Source organism: Nitrospirota bacterium (assembly GCA_040757335.1).
Taxonomy (GTDB): domain Bacteria; phylum Nitrospirota; class Nitrospiria; order 2-01-FULL-66-17; family 2-01-FULL-66-17; genus JBFLXB01.
Map to the genome: position 1 here is coordinate 128225 of JBFLXB010000004.1, position 23495 is coordinate 151719.

At 62.8% G+C, this 23495-nt stretch carries 15 protein-coding genes and 1 pseudogene; 12 read left to right on the forward strand and 4 right to left on the reverse strand.

All coding sequences use genetic code 11. From position 1 onward, the window contains the following. Window positions 1–100 precede the first annotated feature (100 nt). The 4 genes from AB1451_04230 to AB1451_04245 all read left to right on the forward strand — a co-directional run bounded on the left by AB1451_04230 (window position 101) and on the right by AB1451_04245 (window position 3847). Entirely contained in the window at window positions 101–1549 is a 1449-nt protein-coding gene (locus tag AB1451_04230) for a hypothetical protein (protein ID MEW6682120.1), read from the forward strand. A gap of 48 nt (window positions 1550–1597) precedes the next feature. Beyond that, the gene (locus AB1451_04235) at window positions 1598–2752 is read left to right on the forward strand and encodes a KamA family radical SAM protein (protein MEW6682121.1); all 1155 of its coding nucleotides are present in this window, start codon (window positions 1598–1600) and stop codon (window positions 2750–2752) included. Between the two features lie 64 nt (window positions 2753–2816). Beyond that, on the forward strand, window positions 2817–3368 hold the full coding sequence (dcd, locus tag AB1451_04240) for a dCTP deaminase (protein ID MEW6682122.1): 552 nt from the start codon (window positions 2817–2819) through the stop codon (window positions 3366–3368). Between the two features lie 266 nt (window positions 3369–3634). Next, window positions 3635–3847, forward strand: coding sequence for a cold-shock protein (locus AB1451_04245; protein ID MEW6682123.1), 213 nt, complete (start codon window positions 3635–3637; stop codon window positions 3845–3847). A gap of 85 nt (window positions 3848–3932) precedes the next feature. On the opposite strand, the gene hemW is transcribed toward AB1451_04245, so the two are convergent. Then, window positions 3933–5126, reverse strand: coding sequence for a radical SAM family heme chaperone HemW (gene hemW, locus AB1451_04250; protein ID MEW6682124.1), 1194 nt, complete (start codon window positions 5124–5126; stop codon window positions 3933–3935). Window positions 5127–5314: 188 nt separating this feature from the next. Between hemW and AB1451_04255 the strand changes: the two genes are divergently transcribed. Further along, window positions 5315–7627, forward strand: coding sequence for a PBP1A family penicillin-binding protein (locus AB1451_04255; GenBank protein MEW6682125.1), 2313 nt, complete (start codon window positions 5315–5317; stop codon window positions 7625–7627). Next, a complete protein-coding gene (locus AB1451_04260) occupies window positions 7624–8133 on the forward strand; it encodes a tetratricopeptide repeat protein (GenBank protein ID MEW6682126.1) in 510 nt (169 codons plus the stop codon). Before AB1451_04255 ends, AB1451_04260 begins: the two co-directional genes overlap by 4 nt. Window positions 8134–8149: 16 nt before the next feature. Here AB1451_04260 and AB1451_04265 read toward each other — a convergent pair. The 3 genes and pseudogenes from AB1451_04265 to pdxS all read right to left on the reverse strand — a co-directional run bounded on the left by AB1451_04265 (window position 8150) and on the right by pdxS (window position 10472). Then, window positions 8150–8332 (reverse strand): annotated as a pseudogene (locus AB1451_04265) (helix-turn-helix domain-containing protein). 662 nt (window positions 8333–8994) lie between these two features. Further along, window positions 8995–9597, reverse strand: coding sequence for a pyridoxal 5'-phosphate synthase glutaminase subunit PdxT (pdxT, locus tag AB1451_04270; protein ID MEW6682127.1), 603 nt, complete (start codon window positions 9595–9597; stop codon window positions 8995–8997). After that, a complete protein-coding gene (gene pdxS, locus AB1451_04275) occupies window positions 9591–10472 on the reverse strand; it encodes a pyridoxal 5'-phosphate synthase lyase subunit PdxS (GenBank protein MEW6682128.1) in 882 nt (293 codons plus the stop codon). The genes pdxT and pdxS overlap by 7 nt, the downstream gene beginning before the upstream one ends. Before the next feature lie 266 nt (window positions 10473–10738). On the opposite strand from pdxS, the gene AB1451_04280 reads away from it, so the two are divergent. From AB1451_04280 to AB1451_04305, 6 genes are all read left to right on the forward strand, one after another. Beyond that, window positions 10739–12904: a glycoside hydrolase family 57 protein gene (locus AB1451_04280; GenBank protein MEW6682129.1), complete on the forward strand. Its 2166-nt coding sequence runs from the start codon at window positions 10739–10741 to the stop codon at window positions 12902–12904. A 19-nt stretch (window positions 12905–12923) separates the two neighbouring features. After that, window positions 12924–13925: a galactose-1-phosphate uridylyltransferase gene (gene galT / locus AB1451_04285; GenBank protein ID MEW6682130.1), complete on the forward strand. Its 1002-nt coding sequence runs from the start codon at window positions 12924–12926 to the stop codon at window positions 13923–13925. A 228-nt stretch (window positions 13926–14153) separates the two neighbouring features. Then, window positions 14154–20369 (forward strand): FG-GAP-like repeat-containing protein, encoded by a 6216-nt coding sequence (locus AB1451_04290; GenBank protein ID MEW6682131.1) that lies wholly within the window; start codon window positions 14154–14156, stop codon window positions 20367–20369. 17 nt (window positions 20370–20386) lie between these two features. Next, a complete protein-coding gene (locus AB1451_04295; protein ID MEW6682132.1) occupies window positions 20387–21790 on the forward strand; it encodes a hypothetical protein in 1404 nt (467 codons plus the stop codon). A gap of 194 nt (window positions 21791–21984) precedes the next feature. Continuing rightward, complete coding sequence (locus tag AB1451_04300; protein ID MEW6682133.1) at window positions 21985–22494, forward strand: transposase; 510 nt, start codon at window positions 21985–21987, stop codon at window positions 22492–22494. Between the two features lie 712 nt (window positions 22495–23206). Next, window positions 23207–23495, forward strand: a 289-nt coding sequence (locus AB1451_04305) for a transposase (GenBank protein ID MEW6682134.1), incomplete at its 3' end; no start/stop codon positions are given.

The following is a 23495-nucleotide window of genomic DNA, read 5'->3' on the forward strand; positions in this document are numbered from 1 at the left end:
AGATATCGCCCAGGTCGGACGACATGAGCCAACATCCACCGCATGGCCCCCTGTTTGCACGCCAGTCTGCACTCCGGCGAGCGGCACGTCGCCGCTGATTGTGTCGGATCGCTCCAATAGCGCCACCCTCGCGACCCTCCCGCCGCCACGCAGCAAAGCGCCGGGACTCGATTACCAGCGGGCATTACAGCGCGAGGGGCTGTACACCCGGGTTGACGGCGATGGCTTGCCGTCATGGCGGGTCAGTGCGTCGCCGTTCTGGTTAACGCCGTCCGAAGCGGATTTCCTGCAGCGTCTCGGCCCCACCCTGGCGTCCTTTTATCGCTCCCTCAACCGGTTGTACTACCAGAGTCTGAAGCACCCAGCCCTCGCGTGGGTGGCCGGATACCTGGACCAGGGAAAGCCCCAGAGCATCGTGGACTACGGTCGGATGAGACGGGTGCGCGATCAATTACCCAGCATCATCCGGCCGGACCTGTTCATCACGGACTCCGGTTGGGTCGCAGCAGAACTCGATGCCGTGCCGGGGGGGTTTGGGTTGACCGCGGCTTTCCAACACTTGTACGGGGACGCTCCGTTGGTGGGGGGGGGCGACGGGATTGCGGAGGGGTTTTCCAGGGTCCTCGGGACCGGCGCGCGTGCGGCGATCGTTGTTTCGGACGAGTCGGCGGATTACCGGCCCGAGATGCAGTACGTCGCAAAAGTCGTCGCCGGTCGGGTGAGACACGCCGTAGCGGTCGGGCCGTCGGAGATCGTCTTTGACGAGAGGGGGTTGAGCCTGACGCAGCCTGAAGGGCCCATGCGGATCGATGTCTTGTATCGCTTCTTCGAACTCTTCGATCTGAAGAATATTCCAAAATCGGAACTCATCCTGTACGCCGCAAAGAAGGAAACGGTTCGGGTGACCCCCCCCGTGAAAGCGTTCCTCGAAGAGAAATCCGCGATGGCCCTGTTTCATCACCCCGCGCTGTCCCGGTGGTGGCGCGATGATCTCGGGATCCACACCGCGGACCAGCTCCGTGAGCTATTCCCGCGAACCTGGATCCTGGATCCTTCACCGGTGCCGCCCCATGCGCTGGTCGCAGGGTTTGACCTGGGAGGACGGCCGATTCGCGACTGGCTCGAGTTGGCCGAGGCCACACAGCGCGCCCGTCGCCTGGTCGTCAAGCCCTCGGGATTCTCCGAAAGGGCCTGGGGCAGCCGCGGCGTCGTCGTCGGCCACGACCTGCCGGCGCCAGCGTGGCGACGCGCCTTGGAGGCGGCGTTGACCGCGTTTCCCACCACCCCCCACCTGCTCCAAGAGTTTCACACGGCGCGTCGAGACCAGGTGGTCTATCTGGAGGCGTCAACCGGGGATACGCGCGCGATGGCCGGTCGCACGCGGCTCTCGCCCTACTATTTCGTGTCGGGAGACGACGTGATGTTGGGCGGGGTGTTAGCCACTACCTGTTCGTTGGAGAAGAAACTCATCCATGGGATGAGGGATGCAGTGCTGGCGCCGTGCGCCGTGCGTCTTCCCCAGGCCGCCGCGAGTCCCGCCAGCGGGTAGACGGCCGTGTCGATCGGTGCGCTGTTCCTTACGAGGAGGAATCCATACGTGACCGACCAGTGGAAATACGATCTCCGCGAAAGCCTGGAGGCCGTGGAGGATCTCGTCGGGCGGCTCGGACTGACACCTCACGACGCGGAGCAGTTGCGCGCCGTGGTGGCCCGCTATCCGATGCGGATCACCCCGCATGTCCTGAAGACCATCCGTTACAAGGACGATCCGATCTGGCTGCAGGTGGTGCCCAGTACCGACGAACTCGATCTGAATTTGGAGATGAAGGACGACCCGCTGAACGAAGAGGGGGACATGGTCGTCCCTCATCTCGTCCATCGGTATCCCGATCGCGTCCTGCTGTTCGTCACCAATCAGTGTCCGGTCTACTGCCGCTTCTGTACGCGCAAGCGGTTCGTGGGCTCGCCGGGCGGGACGATCACGCCAGAAGCGATCGAGGTCGTGGCACGGTACATTCAGGGACATCCTGAGATCCGCGACATCATCTTCTCCGGAGGTGATCCGCTGCTGCTGGTGGATACCCTGCTGGAACGGCTGCTTTCGACCCTGCGCGCGATTCCTCACCTGGAAATCATCCGCCTGGGATCGCGCGTGCCGGGTACCTTACCGTCCCGGATCACGTCTGAATTGTGCGCCATGCTGAAGCGGTACCACCCGCTCTACATGAATCTGCACTTCAATCACCCGGACGAAATTACTCCCGAGGTGGCGGACGCGTGCGGGAAGTTGGCCGACGCGGGCATTCCGCTGGGCAGCCAGACCGTGCTCCTTAGGGGGGTCAATGACGACCCCGAAACCATGAAGCGATTGGTTCAGCACCTTCTGCGGATTCGGGTGAAGCCCTATTACCTGTATCAAGCCGACCTGGTGACCGGCACGAATCAGTTTCGCACCCCGGTGGAGACCGGGCTGGCTATTCTCCGTGCGCTTCATGGCCATACGTCGGGAATGGCCGTCCCCCGCTACGTTATTGATGCGCCGGGTGGTGGGGGCAAGGTTACGGTGACGCCCCCCGAATTCGTCCTCGACATCAATTCGCGGGAAGTCATCCTGAAGAACTACGAAGACCAAGTCTACCGGTATCCCCAGGTCCAGCCGGCGCCCAACAGGTCGGAGGAACTCGACGCCTGTGCGCAGGGTGGCGGGGCCGAGCATAGGCACCAAGTGATTTCGATCCAGAGAATTCCGTGACCCAGCTCCAACAATTGGAGGACGTGCGAACCATCCAGATTCGGTTTATCGCGAGGGGGCAACGATGATTAAAAACGATCGCTGGATCAGAAAAATGGCCAAAGAATACGGGATGATTTCTCCCTTTGAGGAAAAACAGGTTCGAGCAGGGACCATTTCCTATGGGCTGTCGTCGTATGGGTACGATCTCCGGATATCGGACGATTTTAAGATCTTCACCAACATCAACCACACCACGGTCGACCCCAAGGACTTCGACGTCAAGTCGTTCGTCGATTTTAAAGGGGACATGTGCATTATTCCTCCCAATTCGTTCGCCCTCGGCCGAAGCATCGAGTATTTTCGGATTCCTCGCAACGTCATTACCGTGTGTGTCGGGAAGTCCACCTACGCTCGGTGCGGCATCATCACCAATGTGACCCCCTTCGAACCCGAGTGGGAGGGGTATGTCACGCTCGAGGTCTCGAACACCACCCCGCTTCCAGCCAAGATCTATGCGTTCGAGGGCATTGCGCAGGTGCTCTTTTTCGAGAGCGACGAGGTGTGCGAGACGTCATACGCTGACCGGAAAGGCAAGTATCAGGCGCAACAGGGCATTACCCTACCCCGGCTGTAAGGCCTCAAAAGAGGCGGTCCTCAAAAGAGAAACAGACGTCACTGCCCAAAACCGAGCCGAATGGGGGAATTTGTGGAAACTCTTTTCACAAAATGCGCGACTAAAAATTAGCTATAACATCCGGCCTCGGCTGAAAATTCCCTAAAAGGTAAAATTGCTTGACACTATTTTGAGCATCTGTTATAAGCGAAACTGCCGGTGACAGTACGTTGTCCCCGCTTGGGGATGGGTCAGCGTAAGGTCTGTTCTGAAAGGAGGGTCGCGCAGTGGCAAGAGGAAAGGTGAAGTGGTTCAACGCCAGCAAGGGGTACGGGTTCATCTCCCAGGAGGACGGTAGTGACGTCTTCGTCCACTTCTCGGCAATTCAGGGGGACGGGTTCAAGACCCTGGATGAGGGGCAGGAGGTGGAGTTCGACGTTGTCAAAGGGGCCAAAGGGCCTCAGGCTGCCAACGTCGTAAAGACCGCCGTGAAAGCCTAACCAGTCCGACCCTCCAGAGTGGAATCCCAACGCCCTTCGGAAGACCTCCGAAGGGCGTTCACTTTCCAGCGCGAGACAGCCAGTTCTAAAACAACGACACGGCGACGGAGTCGGCCAGCGCCAGGCCCTCTGGCGTGAGCCGAATGGTTTGGGAATCGGCCTTCAGCAGCCCCCAGTCCACCAGTTGCGCGAGCCCCTGGGCTTTGAGGATCCATGGGTCCGCGCCAAAGCGCCTGGTCAGCCGGACACGCGACACTCCGTCGAGCATCCGCAGGCCAAAGCCGAGCGCTTCATTGATCCGCTGACTGAGCGGCAGGGTTTCCATCCCGGCGATGCTTGCGTGTTGCCGGACCCCCGCGATGTAATCCAGGGCGTCGAAGCGATTCCACCACCGTTGTCCGGCCAGGTGGGAGTGTGCGCTGGCGCCGAAACCGAGCCAATCGTCGCAGCGCCAATAGAGCACGTTATGTCGGCAGGTCGCGCCAGGTCTGGCGTAGTTCGACACTTCGTATCGAAGCAGTCCCGCGCGTGCGACGGCTTGATACAGAACGGCTTCCTGCTGATCGATCACCTCGTCGGCGGGCAACATCAAGAGCCCGTTGGTCACGGCCGCGCCGATCTCGGTTCCGCGTTCCGGGGTCAGGGCGTAGGCGGAGAGGTGGTCTGGACCCAAGTCCAGCACGCGCCTGAGCGTCTCACGCCACCGTTCCACGGTTTGCCCGGGTAACCCGTAGAGCAGATCGAGGTTGACATTGCAGCAGCCGGCTTGGCGTACCGCGTGGTACGCGGCGATCGCCCGCTCCACGGTGTGTGGCCGACCCAGTTCAGCGAGTTCTTCGGCATTCAGCGACTGGACTCCCATGCTAATCCGGTTCACCCCGGCCTCTAAATACCCCCGAATCCGGTCATGGGTGACGGTTTCTGGGTTGGCCTCGAGAGTGATCTCGACGTCCGAGGCCAGGCAGAACGCCTGTCTACAGTGTGCGAGCAGCCCGCTGAGCGCGGCCGGAGAAAGCAGGGATGGGGTGCCGCCACCGAAGTACACCGACTGAACCGTCCGGCCTGCGCCCAGATTTGCAGACCGATTCAGCTCGTGATGGAGGGCCTCCACATAGGGTGCGATTAGGCTTCCACCGCCTGCGATCGAACTGAAGGCGCAGTACGCGCATTTACTGACGCAAAAGGGGATGTGGAAATACAGGCCAACCCCGGTCTCTGCTGCAAACCCGGTCTTTGCTGGTTGTGGGACGGAGTGGGACAAGTTTTGCAAGTTTTGCATGAGAGCGGTTCATTCATCGACAAAGGTCGTGGTATGATCCCACCCGCGTCACGCAGGTGTCAAGGCAACGCCCCCGGAGCCGTTGTGGAATCCAGCAGGGGGTGTTTGCCGAGCACCCGCGGCGAGGAGAGCGTGCAGGGATCTCGGCAATGCCTGAAGCAGGCAGTCAATGGGGAGACGATCGCTGGATGAAACGGATGAGGCGTACGCGTCGGTCGCGTCGTCAACGACGGTTCCCTTGGTTCATCGCCATCGTGGTGGCTGGAGGCCTCGGGTATCTCGCCTCCCTCTACGTCACGGTCACATCGCGCTTCGAAGGTCCGCGCTGGCGGCTTCCCTCCACCGTCTACGCGGAACCCGTGACGATCTACCCCGGCATGGATCTGGTGGCGTCCCATCTCCGCGATCGCCTGCTTCGATTGGGATACGGCCCGGTGTCCGCTGCTCCCTCCAGACCCGGCGAGTTTCGATGGACCGATGGGCGGCTCGAAGTCTATCTCCAAGATTTTGCGTATCCTGACCACCACGTTGAAGGGTTTCCATTCGCCGCCGACCTTCAGGCGCACCGGGTGACTCGCCTGATCCGAACGGTTGACGGCGCGGTGATGACCAGCGTGGATCTTGAGCCGGAAGTCATCGCGGGCCTGTTCGACGACAGCTGGGAGGGACGCCGGCTGGTGCGATTGACCGACGTCCCTCGCTCGCTGGTCGACGCGATCCTGGCGGTGGAAGACGGGAGGTTCTATCAGCACTGGGGGATCGATGTGCGTGCGGTGGCGCGAGCGCTGTGGACCGATTTGAAGCAAGGTGAATGGGTGCAGGGCGGAAGTACGATCACCCAGCAACTCGTCAAGAATTTCTACCTCTCGCACGAGCGGACCCTCTACCGCAAGATCTTGGAGGCGATCATGGCGGTCATGCTGGAGGCCCGCTACGAGAAATCCGAGATCCTCGAGGCCTATTTGAACGAGATCTACCTGGGTCAACGCGGCGACATGGGGGTCTACGGCGTGGGAGAGGCGTCGGTCTTGTATTTCGGCAAAGAGGTCGAACGGCTGACGTTGTCGGAATCCGCCTTACTGGCCGGCATGATCCGTTCGCCGCGGGCGAACAACCCGCAATCGAACCCATTGCGCGCCCAGACCGCGCGGGACCGCGTGTTGCGCCGCATGGCGGCGCTCCAATTGATCGACCCGGACGAAGCCGAGGTGGCCATGATGGAGTCCGTTCCGTCGCGTCCGAAAGCGCGCGCCGCCGTGCGCGCGCCGTACTTCGCGGACCTGGTGCGGGACGAGCTCGAGCGACACTACTCGCGGGACATCCTCACCTCCGAAGGCTTGCGAATTTTCACCAGCCTCGACGTGGAGGCTCAGCGGGCGGCCGAGGAAGTCCTGCGCAGCGGGCTCACGTCGCTCGAACGGCGGATGAAAAAGGCGCCGGAGCCCCTGCAGGGCGGGGTGATCGTCATGCAGCCGCAAACCGGGTACGTTCGCGCCCTCATCGGGGGACGGGACTACGCCGATTCGCAGTTCAACCGGATGACCCAGGCCCGTCGCCAACCAGGCTCGTTGTTCAAGCCCGTTGCCTATCTGGCGGCGTTGCGAAAGAATGGGCCGGACGGTGCGCCGCAGTACACCCCGGTCAGCGTGTTGCAGGACGAGCCCGTTACCGTGGAGACTCCCTCGGGACCATGGACGCCCCAGAACTTCGACAAACGCTACCACGGTGCGGTGACGCTCCGAACCGCGCTGGAGTATTCATTCAACGCCGCCGCGGTCCGGGTGGCTCAGGATATCGGGGTTGAGCGGATCGTGGAGACCGCCCGCCTGCTGGGCCTGTCCACCGCAATTCCCGCGGTGCCGTCGCTGGTGCTGGGGACCTCCGAAGTCGTCCCGCTTGAGCTGGCCGGCGCCTTTGCGGTGCTCGCGAATTTCGGCACCCGTACCGAGCCGCTTGTCATCAAGTCGGTCGTGGACCGTGACGGTCGGGTGCTCACCCGGAAAGACATCGCGGTCGAGCAGGTCATTGCACCCGAAGAAGCCTTTCTCGTCACGTCGCTGCTCCAAGGGGTGATCGAGCGCGGCACTGGTCGCAGTGTCCGCGCGCTGGGCTTTACCAGACCGGTGGCCGGAAAAACCGGGACGACCAGCGACTTCCGCGATGCGTGGTTCATCGGGTACACACCGGAGACGCTGGCACTCGTGTGGGTGGGCTTTGACCACAATCGTCCCCTCAATCTGACCGGAGCCGAAGCGGCGTTGCCGATCTGGACCGAGGTCATGCGTCGCGTGACCGCCACGGAGCCGGTGCGGGACTTCATCCCGCCGCCCGGCGTCGTGTTGCGGAAGATCAATCCAGCCACGGGTCTGTTGAGCACGCGGCAGTGTCCCGACGCCATTACCGAAGCGTTTCTTCAGGGCACGGAACCCACGGCCACGTGCTCTGATCGCGAGCCCGGTGGCCCGGGCCTGCTGCGCTGGCTGCGACGGGCGTTGGGGTGACGGTGCCGCGCACCTGGTCGTGTGCCGTCGCCCTGATGGTTGCCGGCGGTCTCTGGAGCTGCGTGGCGATGCACACCAGCCAGGAGACCACGCCCCCCCAACCTCAGACCGACGCGCCGCCCCAGGAGGTGGCCGCTTACCATCTTGTGGTAGACGGCCGCCAGCAACTCGCCGGCGGGCAGACCGAAACCGCGATCGCCACCTTCCAGAAAGCCCTCGCCTTGGCGCCGTCGAGCCCGCACGCCAACTTCGCCCTCGCCGAAGCCAAAATCCAGCAGGGACAGTTCCGGGCCGCGCTGGTTTACTGCGATCGCGTGGTCCGTCTGGCGGGGGACGACCCGGCGTGGCGCTGGCGCGTCGCGCTGGTTCGCGCCTACGCGTTCGAAGGGGTGGGAGATGTGGTCCGGTCCGCGGCGGAGTTCCGGCGCGTGCTCGAGGACGTGCCCGACAATCCGGATGCGCAGGCGGGGCTTGTTCGTCTGGAGTCGGCCCCGCGCGTGCCGTAGCGCGAGGCTGGGGGGGTCAACGGGAACGGCGACGCGCGGTCGGGGGCTTGGGCAGGAGTCGGCACTCCTGCATCCTCTTTCGCAAGGTGTTGCGGTTCATCCCCAATAACTCGGCGGTCCGACGCTGATTCCCGCGGGTTTGGGCCAACGCCAATTCGAGCAACGGGCGCTCGAACTCCCGCATCACGACACTGTAAAGGCTGCGCCCTCCGCTCTCGCTGTACGCTTTGACGAACTGCAGCAGTTTGCGCTGCAACACCCCGTGGAGGAAACTGCCGTCCGGCGCGTCTTCCGCTCGATCGGCCGGAGGAAGGCGCTCGCTCCCGCGACGTCGCAAGGGACCGGCGCGCAAAGCCTGCCCCACCGCCCGAATCTCCGCCGCGGTCTGATGCAGAAGGGGGGCGGGCGCGAGGATCACGTAGCTCTTGGATTTGGTTTCGATCAGCCGCCGGAGGCGACCGCCATCGTGCTCCCACTCGCTCGGCGTCTCCGCGACGATCAGGCTGTAGCCGTCCCCCTCCGGCGGAGGCACCTGAGCCAGGCGTTTTTGGGTCACCGTGATGCCGCCTTCGTCCTCCGGGAAGGCCAGCCGGAGTTGGGGGCTGGCATTGACCACCAGCATCCGCAGCGGCTTGGAATCGTGCCGGTCGGTGGGTTTTGTTCGGCGTCGAGCGAGCATAGTGAGGGGAATGCGGGCAGCCAGTTTTTGAAGAAGGCCTCTTCTACCACAGGCCCGAGGAGCGTGTCAACTCGTATGGTCGGGCGCCGCGCAGGAGCAATCAGGCGTAGGCGCCGGCCTCAAGAGTCCGAACGTGGATATCCGAATCTGGGAACTCAGGGGTCGCGACCGCCCGGCGGCGATCAGGCTGGAAGGCGGACGAGGCGGGTCAGGAAATAGCGGTGAACGCGGTCGTCGTCCGTCAACTCGGAGTGAAAGGCACTCGCGAGGATAGGGCCCTCTTGGACCAGAACGATTTGATCGTGCCAGCGAGCCAGCACGCTCACGCGTGGGCCGGTCTCCACCACCAGCGGAGCCCGAATAAAGAGGGCGCGGACGGGTTCCGGTCCGAGCGACGGCACCTCCACCAACGCCTCGCAGCTTTCCCGCTGACGTCCGTAGGCGTTGCGCTGTACGACGATGTCGAGGAGGGCGAGGCGCGGTTGATCGGGCGTTTCTTTGATTCCCCGCGCGAGCAGAATGAGTCCGGCGCAGGTCCCGAACAAGGCGAGGCCGCGTTGCGCGACGTGTTGTCGAATCGCGGCGTCCAACCCACGTTGACGGAGCAGCAACCCAATCGTGGTGCTTTCGCCCCCCGGGAGAATCAGCCCGTCGATCCGGTCCAGGTCGGCCGGTCCCTTCACCGCAACCGACTCCGCTCCCAATCGGGCCAGCGCGTCGCGGTGGGGTTCGACGTCCCCCTGCAGCGCCAGCACCCCGATGCGAGGGGTTGGCGGCGTTACCATCCGCGACGCTGGAGCAGTTCGGTTTCGTCCAGCTTCCGAATGTCGAGACCCTCCATGGCTCCGGGAAGGTCTTCGGACACGCGCGCCAACACGTCGGGTTGATCGTAGGAGGTGGTCGCCTCCACGATGGCGCGTGCGCGCGCTTTGGGGTCCGATGACTTGAAGATCCCGGACCCGACGAACACGGCCTCGGCGCCCAACAGGCGCAACAGCGCGGCGTCGGCCGGCGTGGCGACCCCGCCGGCCGCGAAGTTGGGGACCGGCAGTTTGCCGGTTCGGGCCACCTCGGCGACGAGTTCGTAGGGCGCTCCCAGGGCCTTGGCTTCCGCCATCAGGGTCTCGGGCGGGGCCACGGTCAAGCGGCGCATCTGCGCGGTGATGGCCCGGAGGTGCCGGACCGCTTCGACGACGTTCCCGGATCCGGCTTCGCCTTTGGTTCGGATGAGGGCGGCGCCTTCTCCGATGCGTCGCAGCGCTTCGCCCAGATCGCGGGCTCCGCACACCACCGGGACGGTAAAGGCGTGTTTGTCGACGTGGTAGTGTTCGTCGGCAGGGGTGAGAACTTCGCTCTCGTCGATGAAATCCACGCCCAGCTGCTGGAGGATCATGGCTTCGGCGTGGTGGCCGATGCGGCACTTGGCCATCACCGGGATCGTGACCACGGCCATGATGGCTTTGACGATTTTGGGGTCGGCCATGCGGGCGACGCCGCCTTGAGCGCGGATGTCGGCGGGCACGCGCTCGAGCGCCATGACGGCGACGGCGCCGGCTTCTTCCGCGATCCGCGCCTGCTCAGGTGTCGTGACGTCCATAATCACGCCGCCCTTGAGCATTTCCGCGAAGCCGACTTTGACTTTCCACGTACCCTGATCCATTGCTTCTCCCTCCGGTTGGTACCGATTGCGCGGAAATTATAGTGAATTTGGCGGCTGAAATCCACGCGGTGTTGCTGCGCCACGCGTAGGGTCGCCGTTGGCGTCAATTCCTCTGCGCGCCTGTGGCGCGCTGCGCGTTGCTGCACCACCTGTGCGGTGGCCTGAGGCTCATCGACATGGCGCGCCAACCATGGCGCGCGGCGGGTTCTTGCATTCCCTCCCATGCCTTGTTATTCTCGTGACGCTCCCAAGGAGCATCACTGCTCATGGCCGGCCCGCCGATCGTCGCCTTTCTCTGGCACATGCACCAACCTTCGTACGTCGATCGGAGCGCCAACCTCGCGCGGTTGCCGTGGGTACGACTCCATGGGATCAGGGCGTATTACGACATGGCCGTGCTCGCCGAGCGGTTCGGCGAGGTCCACCAGACATTCAATCTGGTCCCGTCGCTCACGGCTCAACTGACCGATTTGGTCGAGGAGCGCGTTCCAGACCGCTTCCTCGACATCACCAAGATTCCGGCGGCGGACCTCGAGCCCGAGGACCGGATCTTTGTGTTGCAACATTTTTTCATGGCGCACTGGGAGGCGATGATTCGGCCGGCGCCGCGGTACTGGAGTCTGTTGCTCAAACGCGGGGTCACGGTCGCGCCGCAGGAATGGCCCGGGGTCGCGCGCCGATTTTCCACCCAGGACCTGTTGGATCTGCAGGTGTGGTTCAACCTCGCCTGGTTCGGCTATGCCGCACGAAACCGCTATCCCGCGATCAATGAGTTGCGAGCCAAAGGGGAGCGGTTTACGGAGCAGGACAAGGTCGTCGTGGTGGACCTCCAACGTGCCGTGCTCCGCGACGTGCTCCCTCGCTACCGCGGGCTTGCCGACGCGGGGATCGCCGAGCTGACCACCAGCCCCTTTTATCATCCCATTCTGCCGTTGGTCATCGACACCGACTCGGGCCAACGGGCCACGCCCGACGTGAAGCTCCCCGACCGCTTTGTTGCGCCGGAAGACGCGGACGCGCAACTCGCGCGCGCGGTCGACCATCACGCGCAGCTGTTCGGCCGTCGCCCGACCGGCCTCTGGCCGCCCGAGGGTTCGGTGTCGCCGGAAGTCGTGCCCATCGCGGCGCGGCACGGCGTCCGGTGGATGGCGAGCGACGACGGCGTGCTCGCGCGCTCGTTTCGATCCGGTGAGCGCGCGGGTTCCCCCTATACCCCGTACCGCGTGACGGTGGAGGGCGCGTCGCTCGACGTGGTGTTTCGAGACCGCGCGCTCTCGGATCTCATCGGGTTCACCTACGCCCATAACCCACCGGAGGCGGCTGCCGAAGATTTCATCGGCCGCATCGCGGCCATCGGCTCGCGCGATCCCGGGCGGCAACCCCTGGTCGCCGTGATTCTCGACGGCGAAAACCCCTGGGAGGCCTATCCCGACGGTGGACAAGGATTTCTCTCCGCCGTGTACTCCCGTCTTGCGGCCGGGCGAGGGGGGCGCGCCGCGAGCGTGGGCGACGCGATCAGGGAGGCGCCGGCCATTCCTGAGCTGCCGCGGTTGCACTCCGGGTCGTGGATCAACCAGAACTTTCGGATTTGGATCGGTCATCCCGAGGATAACCAGGCCTGGACGCTCTTGCGCCGCGCCCGCCAGTTCTTGGTCGGCCGCGCTGCCGACGCGGGGCTGACCCCGCAGGACCTTCAGGACGCCTGGGATGCGTTGTATGCGGCTGAAGGAAGCGACTGGTTCTGGTGGTACGGCGACGACTTCACGAGCATGTTGTCATCCGAATTCGACCGCATCTTTCGGCTCCACCTTGCGCGAGTCTACGAAGCCCTCAAGCAGCCGGTGCCGACGCTGCTGCGCCAGGCGATCAAGATCGAGCGCGGAGACGGCGCGATCCGGGAGCCGGTGCGCTTTATTCATCCCACCATCGACGGACGCGCGACGTCGTTTTACGAGTGGTGGTCGGCCAGCCAATACCTGGTCCGCAGCGACGCGGGGCAGATGTACTGTCCGGTGGCGTACGCGTCCGCGCTCTATTACGGATTTGACCTGGACCATCTCTACCTGCGCCTCGACGTCTCTCCAGGGCTGATGTGTTCGTCGCCGGGCACGTTCGTGGGGCGATGCCACGTATTCCAGCCGCGCGTCGCGAGTCTCACGTTCCCGCTCTGTCGTGGGGACGGGACGTGTACTTTGACGCGGGGGGAAGGACCCGACGCCGTCGTCGTGCCGACCAGTGCGCGCGCGGCGGTCGAGCGTGTTGTGGAGCTCGCGGTGCCGTTCGCGGAGTTGGGGCTCAAGGAGGGGGAGCGCGTGGAGTTTTTCGTGGAGGTGCTGGAAGGTCACGTCGAACTGGGACGGTACCCCACGGATCGACCGTGTGCGTTCATGGTCCCAGGACGGGATTTTGAAGCCATGATGTGGAGCGCGTAACCGGAAAGGACCCCTATCGATGCCTGAATTGAGAAAGGACCCGATTGTCGAACGGTGGGTGATCATCTCGACCGAGCGATGGAAACGGCCCTCCGACTTTAAGATCAGTCGCGAGGTTCCAGGGCGGGGCTCGCTCTGCCCGTTCTGCCCGGGGAACGAGCACCTCACGCCATCCGAGGTCTTGGCGTACCGTGCCGAGCCCGGCCGTCCCAACGCGCCGGGGTGGACCCTGCGAGTGGTGCCCAACAAATTCCCGGCGCTCCAAATCGAGGGCAAGCTCAATCGCGAAGGGGTGGGGATGTTCGACAAGATGAACGGGATCGGGGCCCACGAGGTCATCATCGAGACCACGGACCACAAAGCCTTGTTCTCCACGATGTCCGAGAAATCGCTGGAAGACATTTTTTGGGCGTTTCGCGATCGGATTTTGGATTTGCGCAAAGACTCCCGATTCCGGTACATCCTGATCTTCAAGAACCACGGCGCGGAAGCCGGGGCGTCGCTCGAACACACGCATTCCCAACTCATCGCGTTGCCGATCATCCCCAGCCACGTCCTGGAGGAGTTACACGGGGCCAAAGAGCACTTTGCGGAGAAAGAACGCTGTATCTATTGCGACATTATCAAGCAGGAGACGACCGACGGCAGCCGGATCGTCTGCGAGAACGGCGATTTCGTGTGTCTGGCGCCGTTTGCCCCGCGCTTTCCGTTCGAGGTGTGGGTGCTCCCCAAGACGCACGCGTCGAACTTCGAGGAATCGCAGAAGTCGCACGTGGAATCGCTGGCCCGCATCTTTTCCGACGTGTTTCGGAGGTTGGATCGCGCCCTGGACACGCCCCCCTACAACTTCATCCTGCATACCTCCCCGCTGCGCGACAAGACGGACGACTACCACCACTGGCACTTCGAGATCATGCCCAAGCTGACCGAGCTGGCGGGCTTTGAGCGGGGGTCGGGCTTTTACATCAATCCGACCCCGCCGGAGGAAGCGGCGAAGTTTCTGCGGGAAGTGGATTTGTAGGACTACGCCACACGGCACCTCTCCCTGGCGGAACGACACGCTTGACATCCCGAGCGCGGCCGTGATACGTATCTGGCCCTCGGGCAACCTCGTCTTCGTCAGTCACGACGTGTTGTCGGCGCAGGCCCGAGCGCCTCGATCCTGAAGGTAAGCCCCTGCGACCCAGCAAGGGGCCACAGACGCAACACCACATCAGAGCTCTTCCAAGGAGGCCCGTATGGCGCATCATTGGGAAGTCGGTGGTGGCGGTCGGTCGTCTTCCTTCCTTCCTTCCTTCCTTCCTTCCTTCTCTCGCTTCTTGCAATCTTCTTCAGCCCACCGGATCTAGCCCGCGCTGAGGGCGTCATTCCCATTGAAGGCAAAGGCTCGGTCGCCGGGAACTCCGGCGCCTTCAGCTACGCCATCCCCATCGCGGTGTCCCCCGGCCGCCACGGCCTGGCCCCCAATCTAGCGCTCGCCTATAACTCCTCCGGCGGCAACGGCATGCTGGGCGTGGGCTGGGACCTGCCCATCGGCTATGTCATGCGCAGCACGCGGCACGGGGTGGACTACACCTGCAACGCGGGAGCGAACTGCTTTGTGTTCATGCTCGGCGAAGCCTCGTCCGAGCTGGTGGAGCGAGACGACTGGTGCAACGGGTGTTACGGCGCCAAGGTCGAAGGCGCGTTTATCAAGTTTGAATTCTCTGGCGGTTACTGGGAATCCACGGACAAGGCTGGGACCAAGTACCGATTCGGATACACCGCTGCCTCGCGGCAGGACGGGACGCCGGGCGTGTTCAAGTGGGCGCTCGACCGGGTGGAAGACACCAACGGCAACTACATGACCTATACCTACGTCAAGGATCAGGGCCAACTCTACCCGGATCGCATTGACTACACGGGCCACACCAGCGGCTTGGCAACCACAAACTTTGTCAAATTCTACTACGACACGACGCGCCTCGACGCGCCAACCATGTACGACACCAACTTCGCCGTGGTCACGGCGTGGCGCCTGAAGACCATCGACGTGTGGGGCGGCGGGAGTCGGGTGCGGGCCTACAAGCTGCTGTACGACGTGGGCGATAGCACGCGGCGATCGGTCCTGACGGGCGTGCAGCCGTACGGCAAGGATGCCACGCTGGACGCGAGCGGAACGGTCACGGGCGGCACTGGTTTGCCGCAATGGTACCTTTACCAACCCGAGGTCGCGTGGGGATTTACAGAGAACGCGGTGTGGGCCGGACCGAGCAGCGAGGTGCAGGACACAGCACTAGGGGACTATAACGGCGACGGAAGGACGGACATGGCCGCCTACACCAGCGGCGTGAACTGGAACGTGTGCGTGTCCACCGGGAGCGGGTTTGCGTGCTCAGTGTGGGCGGGGATCGACGGCTTACAAGGCGACTACCGGCAGTTGGGCGACTTTAACGGCGATGGCAAGACCGACATGGCCGCACCCGTGTCTGGATCCAACTGGAACGTCTGTCTTTCCACGGGGGGCGCGTTTGCCTGCTCGGTATGGGCGGGAACCGGTTCCCCGGGCTGGTACAACCCCATTGTGGTGGGGGACTTCAACGGGGACGGGAAGACGGACATGGCCCGGTACGGCGGCAGCGCGTCGTGGACCGTCTGTCTGTCCACGGGGAGTGGCTTCGCGTGCGACTACTGGCGTGCGGTTTCCCATTACTCCTCGTCTCAGAACGAGGTGAGGGACCTCAACGGCGACGGCAAGACGGATCTGGTGGAGCAACGCTCGGCCGGTGACTTCATCGTGTGCCTCTCCACCGGGAGTGGCTTTACCTGCGTTCAAAATTCGCAGTGGGATCCGGCCGGGGGAGGGGGCGACGCGTGGGGGGATTTCAACGGGGACGGCAAAACGGATACGGCCAAGGACCTGGGCTATGGTGGGTGGTGGAACGTGTGCCTCTCCACGGGCAGCAGCTTTGCCTGTTCGGGGTGGGTGGCGGTCGACGGCGCATCGCCGTCAAACACCGTGTGGGGGGACTATAACGGCGACGGCAAGACGGATATGGCCACCTATGCGAGCGGGTACTGGAACGTGTGCCACTCCACGGGGAGCGACTTCCTCTGCGCGTCGCGCTGGGGAAGCGGCGACGTGACCGGCATCGCGACGGGGGACTTTGACGGCGACGGGAAGACAGACAAGGCTGACTACGCAGGCGGCGGGGCCTGGAACATTGCGCGACCGAGTAGCCTTGCGCCGGACCTCTTGCAAGGTATCGCTCTCGACTTTCGGGGGAGTACCAGCATCCCCTATTACCCCCCGTCCCCCCAGTCCACCATCACCTACGCTCCATCCACGCGGTACGCCAATACCCACCTTCCCTTCCCGGTCCAGATCGTCAGCGCGATCAGCACCAGCGACGGCAACGGCAACACGTCGGTCACCACCTACACCTACGCCGGCGGGTTCCACCACTTGGGCGACCGCGACTTCCGCGGGTTCAACTACGTGAAGGCGATGGGGCCGCTCGGGCCAAGCAACGAGCAAACGATCACCGAGACCTGGTTTCATCAGGGCAACGATGTCGCGGTTGATGTCAACAACCCGAACGTGGCGGATGGCTACATGAGCGGCAGGCCTTACCGGGTGCGAGTCTCGGACGCATCTGGGACCGTGCACTCGGAGACCACCACGAGCTATGTGGCGGACAGCTCGGCGCCGTACTTCAATCCGCCGGCACAGGTGTTGACTGCGACCGCGCTCTGCAGCGGCTCGCCGTGTGGGAAGCGGTCGCAGACCGACTACGTGAGCTACGATGCCTATGGCAACCTGACGGAAGAGCGTCACTCCGGAGACATCGGTACGACCAGTGATGATCTGACCGTTGCGCGTACTTTTTATCCGGATGACCTCCCGGCCGACCCCTGGATCATGGGTCTGCCTGCGACCGAGACCGTGTACAAGGGCCTTGGGACCGGCGGGACCAAGATGGCTGAGACCCGCTTCTACTACGACAACCGCGCGCTCACGGCCAACCCGGTCAAGGGCAACCTCACCAAGCTGGAGCGGTGGTTGAATCCGGGGAGTACGTATCTGGCCACCACCATGGTGTACGACAGCTACGGCAACCTGACGACAACCACCGATGCCAAGGGGTCCGTCACGAGCCAGTGTTATGACGCCAGCGCCACGTTTGTGCAGCGTGTCACGAACCCCCTGAGTCAACAGACCAAGACCGACTACTACGGCGTGAGCTGGAATGCGGGCTGCGGCGGTGCTCCAACGGCCTTCACAGGCTCAGGTTCATACGGCCAAGTCAAGACCGTGACCGACCCTAACAATGTCCAGGTCAAAACAGAATACGACGCGCTGGGACGCGTGACCAAGGTGACGCAGCCGGACGGGTCCTGGGCCAGCACCGCGTACGTCGGTTTCGGCGACGGGATGTATGTGCAGCACGTTCGCACGGACACGTCCGCGGGTTTGTCCACGTGGACCTATTTTGACGCCTTGGGGCGGACCATTCGGCAGCGGAGCAGCGGGCCGGACAGCAACATCATCGTCACCGACATCCAGTACGACAGCCGCGGCGCGGTGCGCCAGACATCGCTGCCGTATTTTGAGACGATCGAATCAGCGAGCGGCCGCTGGACCACGACGAGTTACGATGCGCTGGGCCGCGTAGTCCGGCGGGACTTTCCCGATGGCACGCGCACGCTGGCTTGCTATAGCGACTGGGTGGCCGTGAGCATCGATGCCAATAACCACCACCGGCGCGAGGCGCTGGATGCGAGCGGGCGCGTGATCGAGGTCAACGAATACGCGGGCACGTTCAGCACCTGCGACACGAGCCTGGGCACGCCGTACGCCACCACGACGTACGAGTATGATGTGGTCGGCAACCTGGTCAAGGTCACTGACGCCAAGAACAACCGAACGACCATGCGCTACGATTCGCTGGGCCGCAAGATCGGCATGGCCGACCCGGACATGGGCAGTTGCGGGGACCTCACCACCCTGGCGCCCGCGGCGAGTTATCCGTGGTACGCGAGCCCTTGCTGGACCTACAAGTACGACAACAACGGGAACCTGGAAAGCCAGCGGGATGCCAAGAACCAAACCATCTGGTTCCAGTACGACAACATCAACCGCCTGCGGCAGAAAGACTACAACACGCCGAAGTCCCTGGGCTCCGGGGATGTCCGATACACCTACGACACCGTGCCCAGCGGCTTCACCTCACCGCCCACCTACTACCAAGTGGGGCGCCTCTCGCAAGTGGTGGACAGCTCCGGTACGGCGCGGTTTGGCTACGACAGCCTGGGCCGAACCCTGCGGGCGGACAAGATCGTGGGCGCAACCACCTACACCACCAAAACCACGTACGACGCGTTGGGCCGAGTGGCGACCTTGACCTATCCGGACAACTCGACCGTGAGCTACGAATACAACGGCCCGCTGCTCAAGCGCGTGTACGAGGGTGCGACGAACTACGCCCAGTTCTTTGGTTACAGCGCATTGGGTCAGCCGGGGTCTGTGACCTACGGCAACGGAGTCGCGACTGCGTACACCTACGCGAATACCGGGAACACCACCCCCGGCTGTACCACGAACACCTTCCTCTTATGCACGCTGGTCACCGGCGCGGCGCAGAACTTGACGTATGGCTACGACCCAGGAGGCAATGTCACCAACATGACGGACACGGCGCCTGGCTCGGTCATCGGGACGCAGAGCTTCACGTACGACGCCCTCAATCGCCTGGCCACGGCCACCGGGCCCTACGGAACAGGGGGCGCGCAGGCCACGCTGACGTATGCCTACAACGAGATCGGCAACATCATCTGCAACCCGCAGATCAGCACGTGCTCCGCGGGAAGCCCCAACTACACCTACCCCGCGAGCGGCCCGAGCAGCGTGCGCCCCCATGCGGTGACACAGGCCGGCGCCATGGTCTACGGTTACGACGCGAACGGCAACATGACGAGCGGTCCGAGTAAGACCCTCGTGTATGACCACGAGAACCGGCCCACCACGATCACGGTAAGCGGCGTCACCACCACATTTGTCTATGACGGGGACGGCGGGCGGGTAAAAAAGACTGTCGGCGGCGTGACCACCACGTATATCGGCCAACTCTACGAATGCACCACGAGCTGCAGCAAGTACATCTTCGCGGGCAGCCAACGCCTCGCCCTCAAGCCCAACGGCACGACGGGGACCATCTACTACTACCACACCGACCACTTGGGCTCATCAAGCGTGGTGACGGACCAAACCGGCGCCGTGGTCGAGCGCCTGGGCTACCACCCCTACGGCCAGGTCCGGACCAACACCGGTTCGGTCGACGTCAACCACAAATTCACCGGCCAGCGCTTGGACGACAGCACGGGGCTGTACTTCTACAACGCGCGCTACTACGATCCGGTGCTGGGGCGGTTTCTCCGACCTGATCCCCTGACCTACGATCACTATATGTACGTGGGGAACAACCCGATCAATGCGACTGATCCTTCCGGATATCAAACGATCTGCCGTAGTGTTAATGGGGAAATGTATTGTAACGGAACATACGTTCCTCCAAGCACGTCGTCCGGAGGCGGGTCCGGCTCCGGTTCCACGTCCACCGGCGGGAGCCAGCCGTCAGGAGGTGGAACAGGATCAAGTTCCGGGTCCACGGGTGGCGGCGGATCCAGTTCCGGCTCCACGGGCGGCGGATCGGCCGGGCTGGGTCTCCCGGATCCCTCGCTCACCAATCCGCCATCCTGGGCCTACGCGTTCCCTCCGGGAGTGAACCCCGGCCCAATGGGCCCGGTCAACACGCCCGGGCTGAGCATCACCCAGCATCAGGTGGTGATCATTGGAACCGACGTGACGGGCGGGTCTGGCGGTGTAGCCGGGTCCGGCAGCTCCACGGTCCAGGTGTCGGGGTACGAGGCGTTCCAAAGCTACTACGACCCTGGGCTGTACGCGATGCTAGTGGCCCTGGATCCGGGCGGGTTCTGGAGTATCCCGAAGACGACGAATACCACATTCGTCCTCAGCCCAGGCGACCCCGTCCAATGGCCCTCAGACCCGTTTGAGGCGGAGCGAGCGGCGCGAATCGAGGCGATGTCTAACGCGCTATATGAGCGGAATCGAGTCGCAAACACAGATTTTGGAGGTTCTTGCGTAACCGGAACCGGGTGCACGCTCATGGGGCTCATAGCGTTTGCTGGAGACCTTGGACTGTATCGACTCACACTGATAGGTAGCTACCGCGGACCGCTCGAATTCTCAGCCACGTTTCCAAGCCCGAACTATGGGAGCCTCTTTACGACTCGATTGGGGCCTGGCCAGCATACAGCGGAGATGAGCAGTCACCTGTTCCCAGTTCCTCCCCCGGGTATCTATGGTGAACGAGGCGGCTATATCGATGTCAACCACGGGGGTGCGATTAGTCGGATCGGCGGGTATAATCCTGATCCCAAGATGGGTGTGTTACCCGCACAATGATGGTTTGTCGAGACTCGATGCCGATGTCTTCCTTCGTATGGGGGGGCGTTTTAGCTGGCCTCTTCACGCTGGGTTATTCCAAGGCTGACCAGAATGAGTTGGATGTGCCCAAGCTCTTGAAACGGGTGCAGCACATTGCGGAGAACATGCCGGTCGAATACTGGGGGAAGAGCGATATCATGAGTAGAGTTGGCTCTCTCCACCTGAGGGCGGGAGAGAAGGCTGCCGGAGACGCAGCTTTCGAACAGGCGATCGCGGTTATCCTCGCTGCAGACGACCTGGGGTGGTATGTCGACTTGAGCCTGGACCAGGATTCGCCGCTAAGAGTTCCCCGCAAGGTCGTTTCTCTGATCGAGATAGCGCGGCTACGATCTGAACTAGGTGATTCAACGGGTGCGGCGGCTACTTTAGAGAAGGCAGTGGAGCAAGTTGGGGAATTACAAGACGTGATCGAAAAAGTGGGAAGCCTCCAAGAGGTAGCCGTTGCTCAAGTCTACATGGGTGATAGCCAGGCGGCTCAGTCTACAGTGGACAGGTTGTTTCATTCTATCGGGACAATGCCGCCCGATCGTGCCGCGTTCTACCAGGCACAGGCGTTGTTCGCCGTCGCGAAGAGTCAGGCTCAGCAGAAAAACTTGGTCTCAGCCAGGAAAAGCATTCAGCGAGCGCTTGAGATTGTGCGAAGAATCGACGAAGGGCGGCTTCGGTATGTACTGTTGACCGAATCCGCAAAAGCCTTGGCGATGCTTGGTGATCAGAAGACGTTTGAGGAAGTGCTCGAAACGGCACTTGAAACTCGCGACGCTGCTGACAGCACCTACGAGAGCAAGAAAGCCAGAGAAGTCCACATCCTGAGCGAGCTGTCAGAAGTGTATGGGGATGTCGCAAACCAAGATATGGCTGAGCAAATACGTAGACGAATCCTGTTGGTACTGGGTCAGATCGAAGACGAAGAGTTCTCTCCCGGCCTGCTGCGTGACATTTCTATAGCCCTAGCACGGGTGGGGAAATTGAACGCGGCTGTTCAGGTGGCGGTTGCAATTGAGGATGAGATGTACCAAACACCAACGCTGCCGTACATCATAGAAGCTCAGCTTCGATCTGGAGACTTGAGATGCGCGCTCCGGTGGGCGGCTACCCTAGGGGAACGGGATCCGACCCGTCGAGACGAACTCATAGGGAGGATCGCTGCAGCTCAAGCGAAGACAGGTGACATCGAGAGCGCCCGGCGGACCCTGGAGGCCGTTTCGAACCAGAATACACTATTTCGGCTAGCCCCGTTACGAGCTATTGCCGCTGCGCGAGTAAGGGCTGGCGAAGGCAAAGAAGCGCTGTCATGGGCAAATAGTTTCGGTTCCAAAGTCGAAGAGGCTCATGTCCTACTCGGTCTGGCCGAGGGGCTGCTATACAGCCGCGCATAAATAACAGGACATACTGGTCAACAAAATGGGGCGAGGGATGGCCGGATGAGGTCGGGATGGCGATCGATCTCGCTGAATACCCGCGTGAGGGTCGAGACGATGCGTCTAACAAAGGAGGAGAGGGGGTCAGGTCTATTGAATTGATTTTTACGGCGGCGTTCTGTTACGCTGCCGCCCTCAGTGGAGGGTGTGGGATGGCGCGACCGCTGCGGGTGCAATATCCGGGGGCGCTCTATCACGTCACGGCCCGGGGGAACGAACGCAAGGCCATCTTCCGCACCGACGCGGACCGGGAGCAGTTCCTCGCCGTGCTGGCGCAGGCCGTGGCGCGCTATCGACTGCGGCTGCACGCCTACGTCCTCATGGACAACCACTACCACCTGCTGCTGGAGACGGAAGAAGCCAACTTGTCCCTGGCGCTGCGGCATCTCAACGGCGTGTACACCGGCTACTTTAACCGGGCATACGATCGCGTCGGCCATCTCTTCCAGGGCCGGTTCAAGGCCATTGTCGTCGACAAGACGAGCTATTTGCTGGAACTGTCGCGGTATATCCATCTGAACCCGGTCCGCATCAGACAGCCGCTGGCCCTCGCACGCTATCCCTGGAGCAGCTATTGGGCCTATATCGGGCGGCGGGCGGCGCCAGCCTGGCTCGCGCGTGAGGCCGTGTTCAAAGAGCAGGGGTCAGGTCTATTGAATTGACTTTTGTGACGGCGTTCTGTTACGCTGCCGCCCTCAGTGGAGGGTGTGGGATGGCGCGACCGCTGCGGGTGCAATATCCGGGCGCCCTGTATCACGTCACGGCCCGGGGGAACGAGAAGAAACAGGAGAGGGGGTCAGGTCTATTGAATTGATCTTTACGGCGGCGTTCTGCTACGCTGCCGCCCTGTGTGGAGGGTGTGAAAGGGAAAAAGGGACAGAGGGGCTGTTGAAAAGTCTGTGGCATCTCATCCCGAAATAGGCTATAAGAGTGAGCGTTGCCCCCCCGTCGAACGTGACGACCGTGACCGGCTCGCCGAGAAACAGGAGAGGGGGTCAGGTCTATTGAATTGATCTTTACGGCGGCGTTCTGCTACGCTGCCGCCCTGTGTGGAGGGTGTGAAAGGGAAAAAGGGACAGAGGGGCTGCTGAAAAAGTCTCTGGCATCTCATCCCGAAATAGGCTATAAGAGTGAGCGTTGCCCCCCGTCGAACGTGACGACCGTGACCGGCTCGCCGAGGGTGTCTTGCCAGAAGATCGCCGAGGCCAAGGGCACGGCGTCATATCCTCGCAAGGCCTGGGTCCACGCGAGGGCGTCCGGAACACAGAGAAGGGGTCACGGAACACAGAGAAGGCAAGAGAAGGGGTCAGGTCTATTGAATTGACTTTTGTGACGGCGTTCTGGTACGCTGCCGCCCTCAGTGGAGGGTGTGGGATGGCGCGACCGCTGCGGGTGCAATATCCGGGGGCGCTCTATCACGTCACGGCCCGGGGGAACGAACGCAAGGCCATCTTTCGGACCGACGCGGACCGGGAGCAGTTCCTCGCCGTGCTGGCGCAGGCCGTGGCGCGCTATCGACTGCGGCTGCACGCCTATGTCCTCATGGACAACCACTACCACCTGCTGCTGGAGACGGAAGAAGCCAACTTGTCCCTGGCGCTGCGGCATCTCAACGGCGTGTACACCGGCTACTTTAACCGGGCATACGATCGCGTCGGCCATC

Bases quoted from the DNA above. Each gene is read 5' to 3' on its own strand.
- dcd (MEW6682122.1), top strand. From the start codon at position 2,817: ATGATTAAAAACGATCGCTGGATCAGAAAAATGGCCAAAGAATACGGG.
- galT (MEW6682130.1), top strand. From the start codon at position 12,924: ATGCCTGAATTGAGAAAGGACCCGATTGTCGAACGGTGGGTGATCATC.
- AB1451_04300 (MEW6682133.1), top strand. From the start codon at position 21,985: ATGGCGCGACCGCTGCGGGTGCAATATCCGGGGGCGCTCTATCACGTC.
- AB1451_04280 (MEW6682129.1), top strand. From the start codon at position 10,739: ATGGCCGGCCCGCCGATCGTCGCCTTTCTCTGGCACATGCACCAACCT.
- pdxT (MEW6682127.1), bottom strand. From the start codon at position 9,597: ATGGTAACGCCGCCAACCCCTCGCATCGGGGTGCTGGCGCTGCAGGGG.
- AB1451_04295 (MEW6682132.1), top strand. From the start codon at position 20,387: ATGCCGATGTCTTCCTTCGTATGGGGGGGCGTTTTAGCTGGCCTCTTC.
- hemW (MEW6682124.1), bottom strand. From the start codon at position 5,126: ATGCAAAACTTGCAAAACTTGTCCCACTCCGTCCCACAACCAGCAAAG.
- pdxS (MEW6682128.1), bottom strand. From the start codon at position 10,472: ATGGATCAGGGTACGTGGAAAGTCAAAGTCGGCTTCGCGGAAATGCTC.
- AB1451_04255 (MEW6682125.1), top strand. From the start codon at position 5,315: ATGAAACGGATGAGGCGTACGCGTCGGTCGCGTCGTCAACGACGGTTC.